We start from the raw sequence: 12,043 nt of genomic DNA, 5'->3' as shown, positions 1-12,043 counted from the left end.
TCTTCGTACGGAAACTATATTGATGAATTACCAATTATCCAAAGGAGGCAATACAATGAAAAAAGCAATATTGACTGTAGCATCCCTGGCTGTACTTCTGTCAGTAGGATCGATGGTATCTGCAGCACCCGCAACGGAAAAGCATGAACACAAAATGCACCAGCATAAGGTTAAGGCTCATGCAAAACATGAACACAAGCTGCATGCCAAGAGCAAACATGAGAAAGTTCACAAGCTGCATGCACGTGAGGCTGCTCCTGCCAAAATGATCGGAGGAAAAAGCATTCATGCGAAAAGTATGAAAGCAAAGGCTACTAAATTACCAAAAACCGGATTTGGTGGCGCAAGCGAGCAAATGAATTAGGGAGGGTTAAAAGGAGAGGGTTAGCTTGTAGGCCCTCTCTCTTTCTTCATATGAACAATAAGTGGATTATTCGTATTATTGTGCTATTGATTTTGCTGGGTAGTACGAGCTGTTCATCTTCGGCTGAACCTCAAGGTAGCTCCCATGCTAACTCCAGCCACACCCCGGCTAAGCCTGAAATTCAACAAATTAAAACGACGAAGCCCTTACAAGTTAAAAATAAACCTTTTCCAGGGATTGTTCCACATAAAATCGATATTCCTGCGGTTCGAATTCATTCGATTATAGAACCGGTAACCTATTTAGAAAATGGTCAAATGGGCGTTCCGGGTAACACGGATCGAGTAGGCTATTTATCTACCGGTGTACTGCCAGGAGCGGCAGGTAATGCAATTATGGACGGACATGTTGATACATACACGGGACCGGCGGTTTTTTATCCTCTTAAAAAACTGAAAAAAGGGGATTTTGTGTATGTGACTGGCGCTGACGGCTGTAAGATTCAGTTTGTTGTCGAGTCCGTAAAATTTTACTTAACCTCCGAAGCACCGATTCAGACCATTTTTGGCTCGACAGAAGAGCACCGTTTGAACTTGATTACCTGTGCAGGGCGCTATAGCCGAAGCAGGAAAGAACACGAGGGAAGGTTGGTAGTTTACACCAAATTGGCACACATGAATTCAGCATGTGAGAATCTTACCGTTCAAGACAAGGACGCTTCCAAAATCAATTCAACCATTTTCAAGGAGAATGAATAAATGTGCTTAGGATGGCAAAATTGCAACTGCTGTGCATGATCTTAATATTGATCCCCGCTTACAGCTTTTCTTTATTTCGTGCACAAGCCGAACCAGCTAAACAAGATAACGTTATCCCCTTTCTTCAAGAACTGTTTGATGACCGTACCCGGTTGTTGATGGATCAGGATAAAACGCATATCGAGGACCATTACTTGTTAACAGATAAACGAAGCAACTACGCGTACCTTCATGAAATGAACAGAGCGGAATATATTCAAGAATGGGCCAAGCATCGTAAAATGAAATTCGTGAATGCGGAAAGCTCCATTCGGATAGCCCGTGCCGAGGTGTTGGGTGATACGGCAAAGGTGTCACTTGTTCAATCCTTGAAATTGAGTTATGAGTATATCGATAGCTATCCCGGTCGGCATGATTTTGGAATTGGAACACGTCATGGCATTACACTGAGAAAAAAAGATAATCGTTGGTACGTGGAACGTGAATGGTATTCAGATCCTCTGGAAGAAAATTCAAAGAAGATTGAACAATCCGACTTATTTTTTACTCCCCATAAAGATCCGGTAACACCAGAAAGGGTTAATCATAAATACAACAGGGCCCGCGCCGTTGACTATGCGAACAAATATGCAGGGACGACATGGGGAGCAGGTAATGGTCAGCGATATAATCAAAAATACCTGGATTATAACTCCAAAGGCGGCGATTGCACCAACTTCTCCTCCCAAGTTATCGGAGACAAGGAGGAAGGCGGAGGCCTGCCTATGAGATCAGGGTGGCATTACTTGTATCGCAACGGTGGAAGCCAAGCCTGGGTTCAAACGGACGCATTTAAAAATTTTCTGATACGCTCCGGCTATGGAAGGATTATAGAACAAGGAAGCTTCTCCGATATTGTCCAATCGGTCAATAAACGACAGCAGCATCTTAACAAGCCCCAGTTGCTTCCAGGTGATTTAATTGCTTACGTATTACAAGGAGACGTAGACCACTTCTCGGTTGTAGTCGGATTTGATCAGAGTGGCTATCCCTTAGTCAACTCCCACACCGCAGACCGTTTTAGAGTCCCCTTCGACTTGGGGTGGGATAAAAATACCAAATATTTGTTGATTCATATACAAGATTAAGCATCATGACCCTTAAGACTTGTTCATATCCCGGAGGTTGCTGTCATAGGAATAAAATGGACAGCTTCTAATTGGGGTGGAAAATGATTTGAAATTACCTCTTATATTAAAACAGACCATGGTGAGGGCTAATGCGATGATTGTCGTAAAAGCCATCGGTTTGGTTGGAAAAGTATTTATGACGCGACTTGTTGGAGCTGAAGGAATGGGCCTGTATCAGCTAGCCTATTCCTTCTATAGCCTAATACTGATGATTATTTCAGGGGGATTGCCAACAGCTTTGGGTATGTTTACAGCTAAGCATACAGCAAGAGGCTGGCGGTTGTTCAAAATTTTTTCTGTATTCCTGATTCTCACAGGATTGGCATGCAGTATCTTAACCTTTTGGCTATCAAAGCCGATCGCTAATTTGCTCGGCTATCCACAGCTCGATTTTGTAATTCGCTGCCTCTCCCCTGCTATATTGGCCGTTCCCTTGCTAAGTTTGCTGCGCGGATATTTGCAAGGGCTTGAAAGATACACCACAATTGCCCTTTCGGAAATCATAGAACAAACCGCCAGGATCGGTACTTTAATGTGGCTAGTGCCACTATTTATTCAATCCGGCATCGAGTTTGCTGTAGGCGGAGCGGTACTGGGAACTTTTACAGGCGCGTTGTTAGCCTTTGCTGTGCTTACTGCTTTTTTCATGTACAACCGTCCCTCTGTAGCTTTATCCCCCCCATCAAGTCGAGCAGATTTACCTTTAGTGGTACAAGCTTCCTTTGCTATTGCGCTTACACGCTTGCTTATCCCTGCTTCCGACTTTATGGATGCGATCATTATCCCCCAACGATTACAGGTTGCCGGGGTTTCTTCCAAAGAAGCAGCGGAGATGTTCGGTATTGTCACGGGTATCGCCCTGGTCGTCGCTTATATGCCTACTTTGATTACAGGTGCATTAACACATACGCTCACGATGAAAATAACCGCAGACTGGCAAAATAAGAAATATAACTCATTCTACAAAAAAAGCCATACCGCCATTCAGGTAGCATGGGTCTGGGGATTAGCCTCAGGTTTTTTCATTTTTGAATATGCCTCAGAAATCTCCCTGTTTGTTTTTGGTATACAAAATGCCGAAATCCCCATTAAATCGTTGGCTATGTTACCCCTACTCGTCGGATTGCGGGAAATCACAACCAGCGTGTTATGGGCACAAAATCGAAAGAAAACTCCCTTTATTGGTCTTTGCGCAGGTGTACTTTCTAATTTCATCCTTCTTTACTCCATACTTGCTATTCCCGAGCTCGGGTATACCGGCATGTCCCTGGGAATCATAACACTGGAGCTGATCGCTACAGGCTGGAATTTCAAAACGCTAAAGCTCTTCCAACGAGCCAAATCCCGTACAGCCTTGGTGCTGTTGGTGGACATTTTCGTTTTTGAAGCCATTCTTATCGTTGGTACGCTGTGTTCCAAAGCGTTATCCTCATTGGGTTTGCCAGAAACAGTTCATATGATTGTGGAGGTATTACATTACTGCTTCTGGTGTACTCTGTACTTGAAAGTACGATTAAAGAGTGTTTTCGAAGAGTAGGGAAGGCCTCCCCTTAGCCCCTTTCCACAGTAACCCAATTACAGGATTTTTGAATCCTTTACACTTGCACACCTTCACTTCTTTCAGGCCATCAATTAAATTCGGTTTATGCTCTTTCTTCTGTCCATCCTAACAACAACCACTGCCATTAACATTGACAGTGGTTGTCATTACTATATGGACACCAAATACGGCGCTCTTCTCTTAAATTGCACAACCTCTTGAATGCCTAGGCCATGCAGCAGCTCTATCGCTTCCACAAAGCCTTGCTCAACATCCCCTACTTGATGTGCATCCGAACCAATGGATACCGCTCTGCCGCCTAAATTCACATACATGTCGAGAATATACGTATGAGGGTGAATCCAGCCTTGTCGATATAGTCCTGTCGTATTCAGCTCAAGCACCTTTCCCTTCTCGATGATTAGCTTCAAAATATCATACAAAACAGGTTTGCAAGCCACAATATCTTCTTCATCAACTGGATAAGTCGTATATCTCGTAACATAATCCAAATGGGCAACGATATCATAATTATCCATCTGGTCGACAGCCTCTCTTACCTGCATAAAATAGTGTTTAAGCCTTTTCTGCATAGGCAGATCATGATAAGCCTTTTCGGAAAAATCAAGGTAACCATCATTATGCGCAGAAAGCAAAATGACGTCAAACTCGCGCTGAGCCAAATATTCGTTTATGACGTCTTTATAGTCGCTTCGAAAGCCAACCTCGATGCCTTTGCGAATCTCTATAGGATAACACAGTAATAGCTCTTCCACTTCTCTATGGTAGCTCTTCCAATCAATATGAACATCCTGCTTGAAATATTTGCAATCATACTCTAAATGGTCTGTCGTAACGATAGCAGGCTTCCCCAGTGCGAGCGCATATCGCACAAGCTCCTCCAGCGTTGAGTTGGAGTCAGGCGAATAGGAGGAATGCACATGCTGATCGATTAAGAGATTGGGTATTGTCATCCTTTACTCCTTCTATTTCTATTTCTATTGAAACTGCAAAAGATTACGCCCTTCGTCTGTCATATCGAAAAGATGGAATTTATTTGGCCTAATGCCGATCCAGACCGTCTCGCGCTCCTTTAGCAGTTTCTCGTTATCGGTCAGTAAACGAATCATAATATCGGACTGTCCAGCTGGATCCGTCATTTTAACCAATTGCCCATTACCTAAATGCTCAATAAGATCAATTTCTAGCATAATAGATGCTTCATGGGGCTGCTCCGGAATGAACAAATCATGAGGACGTACGCCCAGCTTAACCGCTTTCCCTATGTGCTGCTCCTCAATCCTGCGCGCCGGAGGGATCTCCAATTCGAACAGTTTCGTCTTCACCCACTGCCGGTTCTCTCTCAGCTCCACTGTTCCGTCAATCAAATTCATAGGCGGATTGCCTAGAAAGCTTGCGACGAACAGGTTAGACGGATGATGGAATAGTTCATTCGGGGGTGCGTATTGCTGAATTTTTCCGCCGTTCAGAATAGCTACCCGATCAGAGATGGCTAAAGCTTCCTCTTGGTCATGCGTGACAATAATCGTCGTTACTCCTAATTTGCGTTGGATTTTCCGAATTTCATCTCGTACATCCAATTTTAATCGCGCATCCAAATTGGACATCGGCTCATCCAGTAGTAAAATTTCCGGGTCCTTGGACAATGCTCGCGCCATGGCGACACGCTGCTGCTGGCCGCCTGATAGCTGCGAAGGCTTGCGATCGAGCAGATGATCGATTTGCAAAATTTTACTCGTTTGCAGAGCACGCTCGTACGCATCCTTCTTAGACATTTTCCGCTCGCGAAGCGGAAACGCGATGTTGTCACGAACCGTCAAATGAGGATAAAGCGCATAGGACTGGAACACCATACCAATATTGCGATCCTTCGGATCCACATGATTGACAAGCTTATCCTTAAAATAAATTTCCCCGGAAGTTGGCTTCAGTAACCCAGCCAGCATCATAAGTGTAGTCGTTTTCCCGCAGCCTGAAGGACCTAGCAGCGCAACAAATTCACCTTTTTCAATTTCAAGATTCAACCCGTCAACTGCACGGCTTTCGTTTTGCTTACCATCATAGTTTTTTACGATATTTACAAGAGAAATCATACCTGCTTTGCTCCTCCCAAATTGACCTTCAGGAATACTTTTTGAGTAAAGATATAGAACACAACTAGCGGAATCGTGTAAAACAAACCAATCGCCGTGATCAATCCATAGTTCATAATGACATTTTCCTTCGTTACCAGACGAGACAGATAGCCAGCCAGCGTCAGCATATTGTCATCAAATATGAAAAGCTTGAATAGAAACCATTCGCCGTAGGCGCCTAAGAAGGCGAACACTGCAATCGCCCCGATGCCTGGCAATACATACGGAACGAGCACCTTCATGAGGGCTCTAAATCTCGTACATCCATCGACCATAGCCGCCCATTCCAAATCCCACGGTACCTCGTCGAAGAAACCTTTCATAATATACACTCTGCCTGGCAATGATCCTGATATCGCAACAAGAATAACGCCTAAGTACGTGTTCACCAGATTCATTTGAACAAGGATGAAAAAGGTAGCGATAATGAGCGTAATGCCTGGAAATGAGCGCATCAGGAACAGGAACTTCATTGCGCCCAGCTTTCCTTTGAAATCAAGCCTGGAGAATGCATATGCGGCAGGTACGGCAATAAAAATTTCAATCACCACAATAAGAAACGAATAGACTAATGTATTTAGAACAATAGGCCAAATCGCCGGTAGGTTTACCCCCGCATACTCGACAGGTTCTTTGACAAAATTGAAGTTCTCCAGTGAGAATTGGCCCGTCGTGCTATTAAAGGTTGCCGAGAGAAAATACCATATAATCATTCCAACGATAGGCATGGTGAATAACAGCAGATATGTGTGCACGAGCAGCTTTTTTACAGTAGTTGTCGACATCTTGGCCCTCCTAATCTTCAATGCGTGATGGCTTGATCATTTCATCGAAATCAAACAGCCTCAGCAGCCATAGTGTCAAAATAAGCGAGATCAGAACTACCACAAGAGAAAGAGCGGCACCGTAGCCATAATATTTTAAATTAAAGGCCTGCTGATACGCATATAAAGATAACGTTGTCGTATCTCGCATAGGCCCGCCATTGGTCAGTAGTAAGATGAAGAAATAGGAGGACACAAAACCGATAAGGTCGGATATCGTAATATACATTAGCGGCCATTTTAATGAAGGAAGGATAATTTTAGTGATGACCGATTTTTCACTTGCTCCATCTACTTTGGCAGCCTTATACAAATCTTCAGGTATGGAGCTAATTGCAGCCGATAACAGAATCATGCCGCCTGAAGTTGTAGATACAATGGTAGCAATGATCACGACAGCCATAGCGATTTTCGTAAACCACGAAATGGGATCGCCATCTGGCTGGAATAAGAGCAGAACCTTATTGATAAACCCCTCATCCGTAGGATCAAATAAATATTTCCAGAACGTAACATATACAACAGCAGGAATGATGCTCGGAATTAACCATAGGACACGATAAATGACTGCCGTAAATTTACCTTTTAAGAAGTACTGGGTCGCAATCGATATAAATAAACCAAAGAACAAAGAGAACACGAGCGTAATAACTGCAAATATGAAGGTGTTCCATAAAATTTGAGGCATGCTGTAATCGGAAAATATTCGCTTGAAATTGTCCAAACCAACAAAGTTGATTTTCATTGATGCATTCAAATCCGTGAAGGACATGATAATGGTCGCAATAGCCGGAAGAATAAAAAAGACTAGCACCAGAAGAGCAAAGGGCATAATGAATAAATATGGGTACACTTTCTTGGTAAAAGGCTTCTTGTAAGCCGTCTTGGCCAAAGCCACTGGGATCTCCATAATGAATCTGCACCTGCTTCCTATAAAGAAAATATACAGAAAAGGTGCTCATGCAAGCAGAGCACCTTTTCTGTATCATCGTTATTCTACAATGAGACTGTCCGCTGGTACATTTTGTTGTACATCCTTTTTGAATAGCTCATAGGCTTGAGATGCTGTTTGACCTTTTGTCAGAATAGCATCAATTCCAAGCGTAAAAGATTTCATATAGACCGCATAATCCATTTGAGCCGGGCGAGTTTTCGTAAAATTGATTAAATAAGCATGATCTTTGTAGAAGCTCATTTTTTGGAAGCGCGGATCCTCCTGTGCTGCCGCCGTTACAGGCAGCTTGCCGCTCTTAAGCGTATGATTAATCTGCAAATCTGCATCCAGCACATGCTCAATCAGCCTTTGAACATAAGGCATCTTTTCATCATCCACATTAGCTCCTACATAGATCATCGCGGGATTGCTATAGGATACAGGCTTTCCTCCCTGCTGAACTGACGGTACCGGAATCCAGATGGCATTTTCCTTAAACCATTTTTCATAGCCAGCCAAGTCATCATCCATGCCAAGTTGCTTACGCATGACTTGATAAAATTCAGTACGGGCAAATTCAGCGAATAACTGGCCTTTAATGAACAACTCCGCAGCCTTGTCCGTATCAATATCAGCAATCCCCTCCGTGACTACGCCGCGCTGAAGTGCGTCATACCAAAACTCATAGACCTTCTGCGTATTTGGCGACAGCACCATCTTGTTCTGTTCCGCATTATAATTGAAGTTGCCGAATGTATAATTCCAGCCCTCAAATCGGGTATCCTCAACTCCAAAGCCTACCTTAACACGCTTTTGCTTAACAGCCGCATCTGCAAGATCAACAAGCTCACCGAATGTAAAACTGCCGGCATCAACGCGAGCCTTCAGCTCATCGATTTGCGCGTCTGTCCAGCCCAAGCCTTCCAGTGCCTTTCGACTAATGAATACGGGAGAAGCGTCCATATCCTGAATAACGCCATAATAGTGGTTTTGGTACTTCATAATGTTATCGTAGGATTTTGGCATGTTTTTGAACACATCTGATGTCCCAACCCAATCCACATCGCGGATTAGACCGGCGTTCAACTGCCACCCAATATCTACGCTGGAGTTAATAAACACATCTGCTACTTTTTTGGCTTGCGCTTGCAAAATCAGCTCATCATCGCCAACGCCAGGCCACCAGTCTATTTTGATCTGCACATTTTTCGACTTCAATTCTTCGTTCAAACGCTTTTCTGCTTCTATAAAATTGTCCTTACGCGCTCCCCATGTGTTCTCGCGAACGGAGATCACGACCTCTTTCATATTCCCATCATTGCTAGAAGACTCTGTAACCGAACCAGAATTTGAGCCTGTACTACATCCCGCTAACAATGTAATACTTGTAATTATACTAACTAATCCAAGTGCAAGCCTCTTCATGCTTCTAAACCCTCCTCGTTTTCCAGCTATCACTGGCATAACTAAACTATAACGGAGAATTGTAAAAACCGTATCAATTACACATCAATTATTTGTTTTATTTTATTTTTAATTGTATTTATGTTGTTTTAAGAGTTATTAATCTGTTTTCCTTTTGTGAACACTTGCTCCAGCGATTGATCCAAAATCAAAATAGCTTCCTCCATTTGTGTAATACTGGTAATTAGTGGGGGGACAAGCGTAATGACATTTCCGCTGGATACCTTGAAGCTTAGTCCTCGGGACAAGCATTCATAGAGAACTTTCTCAGCGCCTGTCACTTCCTTCTCTTTTGTCTCGCGATCAGATACGAGTTCTATTGCCGCAAGCATGCCTTTAACCCGAACATCACCTATTACGGCATACTTCTTCTGCAACTCCCCAAGATGAAAAAGCAGCCATTGCTCCATACTTTGCGCATGGTCAAGCAGGTTTTCCTTTTCGATGTATTCAATGGTAGCCAAAGCTGCCGCACAGCCTACAGCGCTTTTCTCATGGGTATAATGTCCAAGTGAAATATCGCCCGCAATATCCAAATGCTCTCTCGCCACGATGCCCGCCATCGGAAAAATCCCGCCTCCAAAACCTTTACCAATGACAACGATATCTGGAACAATATCATAATGCTCGTGAACGAACATTTTGCCTGTACGACCTAATGCCGTCGGTATTTCATCCAATATGAGCAACACGCCATAATCATCGCAGATTTGACGAAGCCGTTGCATATAGGCAACGCTAGGAATCTGTACATCCGTGCTTCGAATAGGCTCAAGCATGACAGCGCACACATCAACTTCTCGTTCCAACATATAGGATAGGTAGTCCAGATTTTTGGCAGCAGCCGTTTCTCCTTCACCAAAGATTGAACGATAGCTGTTATAAGGCATCATATGCTCTGTTCCAGTCATCAACGGTCCAATCCCACTCCTGAATACAGCTTCGCCACCAACCGATATTGCATCCAGGCTTGCGCCATGAAAGGAATCCCACGTCGAAATGGTTTTGTGCTTACCAGTTGCTCTGCGTGCAAGCTTTAGTGCTATTCCAATAGCACTTGTACCTCCGGGTGCAAAGAGCACCTTGTTCAAATCTCCCGGTGCAAGCTCGGTCAGCTTCTGTGCAAGATCAATCGCAACCTGGCTCGTATAACGGCGGGGCAGAAATGGCAGCTGCTGCATCTGTTTAATGATGGCATTCATTACATGCTCATTTTTGTAACCCACCTGATGAACGCTATTTCCATGAAAGTCCATTACTCTGCGTCCATCCACATCCTCAATGTATATTCCCTCTGCACTTACAATGGCATTTAAACATGGCGTGGACATCGACTGATGAAGAAAGAGCTTGCTATCCTGGTCCAAGACAGCAAGCGTCTCTTCACTTAGATGCTCATCTTGCCAAGCTTGACGTTCATCCGTTCCATTGATATCTCCTTCTATACGACTATTGATGCGGATTGGCATAAGGCAGCTCCTTATTCATCAATCGTTCATTGATTTGCTCAATCATTAGAGGCAATTGGGATATGTCATCAATAACGCCATGCGCTCCTGCTTCCATATAGTTCTTACGCACACCAGCAATAATCTGACGTTCTTCCTCTGGAGACAAATGCTCTACCTCAGCTTCCGTAAGACCAAGCATAGAGCTGCCTTTCACAATGCCAATCGCCCATACACCAGCACTATTCGCCTCTTGAATGTCAGAAATCGTATCTCCGACCTTAACCACTTGAGCATGATGACACAGGCCAAGCTGTTTCATATTCTCATAGATCATATACGGATAAGGTCTGCCTTTATCCATAACTTGGTCAGGAGTTACCCAATGATCGGGTTCATAGCCATATTTCTTCGCTGCTTTCACCACTATGGAAAGCATAGTCGAAGTATAGCCTGTCGTTGCTCCAATTTTTAAGCCTTGCTGTCTCAATTGATGTACAGTCTCTACAACATGTGGATTTGGCTTTCCATATTGCGGGAGAATAGACAGCAGTCTAGGTTCAAATCGATCATGCAGCTCGTCAATATCCGCCTCCGTATAACTACGGCCAAATTTCACCTGAAAAGAAGCTTTTATTCTTGGCATTTGTAGCAACGATCGAATATGTTCCCGCTTCAGTTGCCCCATTGGAACCCGAACCTCTTCCATTGTTAATGGGATGCCCATTTCCTTGAAAATATCCATAAATACCTGCACTGGTGCAAAGCAGCCATAATCAACTGTCGTCCCTGCCCAATCTAAAATAATGCCTTCAATTTTCATATTTGGTCACTCCAACATAACGTAATATTTGCTCACTTAATCGCTCCATATCCTTGGCATGCACATCCCCTATATTCCCGATTCGAAATACATTAGCATCTGTTAATTTGCCAGGGTAAATGACAAAACCAGCCGACTTCAAGAAGTTATAAAAATGTTCAAATGCAAAAGGGATATGTGTTGGATACAAGAAGGTTGTAATAATGGGAGACTGTAGCTCCCTTGGCAAGTAGGCCGTAAAGCCAGCTTGAGTCAACCCTTCCAAGACGATTTGCTGGTTGGTCCGATATCGCGTATGACGGGCTTCCACGCCGCCCTCTTCATCTAGCTCCTTTAGCGCCTGCGCAAACGCGTGCACGACATGCGTTGGCGAAGTAAAGCGCCATTTGCCAGTATCCTTCTCCATCGTCTCCCACTGGTCATACAAATCAAGCGATAACGACCGCGCTCTTCCTTTGCATTTTATGAGCTCATCCCTTTTACATAGAATAAAGCTAAAGCCTGGAACGCCCTGAATGCATTTATTTGAACTGCTTATTATAAAGTCGATTTGCAACTCCTCG

General features: G+C 43.8%; 11 protein-coding genes and 1 pseudogene. 4 read left to right on the top strand and 8 right to left on the bottom strand.

Features of this window, described 5'->3' with window-relative positions:
* Nucleotides 1-55 precede the first annotated feature (55 nt).
* From C1I60_RS12420 to C1I60_RS12405, 4 genes are all read left to right on the top strand, one after another.
* The gene (locus tag C1I60_RS12420) at nucleotides 56-364 is read left to right on the top strand and encodes a hypothetical protein (RefSeq protein ID WP_137061980.1); all 309 of its coding nucleotides are present in this window, start codon (nucleotides 56-58) and stop codon (nucleotides 362-364) included.
* Between the two features lie 50 nt (nucleotides 365-414).
* Complete coding sequence (locus C1I60_RS12415) at nucleotides 415-1,122, top strand: class F sortase (RefSeq protein WP_252361692.1); 708 nt, start codon at nucleotides 415-417, stop codon at nucleotides 1,120-1,122.
* 2 nt (nucleotides 1,123-1,124) lie between these two features.
* Nucleotides 1,125-2,249 carry an amidase domain-containing protein gene (locus C1I60_RS12410; protein ID WP_137061979.1) on the top strand — a complete coding sequence of 375 codons (1,125 nt, stop codon included), beginning with the start codon at nucleotides 1,125-1,127 and terminating at the stop codon, nucleotides 2,247-2,249.
* A gap of 88 nt (nucleotides 2,250-2,337) precedes the next feature.
* Nucleotides 2,338-3,828, top strand: a complete 1,491-nt coding sequence (locus C1I60_RS12405; RefSeq protein WP_252361691.1) for an oligosaccharide flippase family protein — start codon at nucleotides 2,338-2,340, stop codon at nucleotides 3,826-3,828.
* Between the two features lie 173 nt (nucleotides 3,829-4,001).
* Here the strand turns inward: C1I60_RS12405 and C1I60_RS12400 are convergent, their stop codons facing one another.
* From C1I60_RS12400 to C1I60_RS25600, 8 genes and pseudogenes are all read right to left on the bottom strand, one after another.
* Nucleotides 4,002-4,805, bottom strand: a complete 804-nt coding sequence (locus C1I60_RS12400; RefSeq protein ID WP_137061978.1) for a histidinol-phosphatase HisJ family protein — start codon at nucleotides 4,803-4,805, stop codon at nucleotides 4,002-4,004.
* Between the two features lie 24 nt (nucleotides 4,806-4,829).
* Nucleotides 4,830-5,945 (bottom strand): ABC transporter ATP-binding protein, encoded by a 1,116-nt coding sequence (locus C1I60_RS12395; RefSeq protein WP_137061977.1) that lies wholly within the window; start codon nucleotides 5,943-5,945, stop codon nucleotides 4,830-4,832.
* Nucleotides 5,942-6,772 carry a carbohydrate ABC transporter permease gene (locus tag C1I60_RS12390; protein ID WP_052646828.1) on the bottom strand — a complete coding sequence of 277 codons (831 nt, stop codon included), beginning with the start codon at nucleotides 6,770-6,772 and terminating at the stop codon, nucleotides 5,942-5,944. The genes C1I60_RS12395 and C1I60_RS12390 overlap by 4 nt, the downstream gene beginning before the upstream one ends.
* Nucleotides 6,773-6,782: 10 nt before the next feature.
* Nucleotides 6,783-7,721 carry a carbohydrate ABC transporter permease gene (locus C1I60_RS12385; protein ID WP_137061976.1) on the bottom strand — a complete coding sequence of 313 codons (939 nt, stop codon included), beginning with the start codon at nucleotides 7,719-7,721 and terminating at the stop codon, nucleotides 6,783-6,785.
* Nucleotides 7,722-7,802: 81 nt separating this feature from the next.
* Entirely contained in the window at nucleotides 7,803-9,170 is a 1,368-nt protein-coding gene (locus tag C1I60_RS12380; protein ID WP_170970788.1) for an extracellular solute-binding protein, read from the bottom strand.
* 128 nt (nucleotides 9,171-9,298) lie between these two features.
* Nucleotides 9,299-10,678 carry an aspartate aminotransferase family protein gene (locus tag C1I60_RS12375; RefSeq protein ID WP_137061974.1) on the bottom strand — a complete coding sequence of 460 codons (1,380 nt, stop codon included), beginning with the start codon at nucleotides 10,676-10,678 and terminating at the stop codon, nucleotides 9,299-9,301.
* A complete protein-coding gene (gene phnX, locus C1I60_RS12370) occupies nucleotides 10,659-11,480 on the bottom strand; it encodes a phosphonoacetaldehyde hydrolase (RefSeq protein WP_137061973.1) in 822 nt (273 codons plus the stop codon). Before phnX ends, C1I60_RS12375 begins: the two co-directional genes overlap by 20 nt.
* Nucleotides 11,470-12,043, bottom strand: a pseudogene (locus C1I60_RS25600) (2-aminoethylphosphonate--pyruvate transaminase); the annotation flags it as partial. The pseudogene C1I60_RS25600 and the gene phnX, both read right to left, overlap by 11 nt.

This window comes from Paenibacillus terrae, assembly GCF_005217525.1.
GTDB classification, from domain to species: Bacteria; Bacillota; Bacilli; order Paenibacillales; family Paenibacillaceae; genus Paenibacillus; species Paenibacillus terrae_C.
The sequence above is the reverse complement of the archived record's forward strand: the minus strand, read 5'-3'. Positions and strand labels throughout refer to the sequence as shown.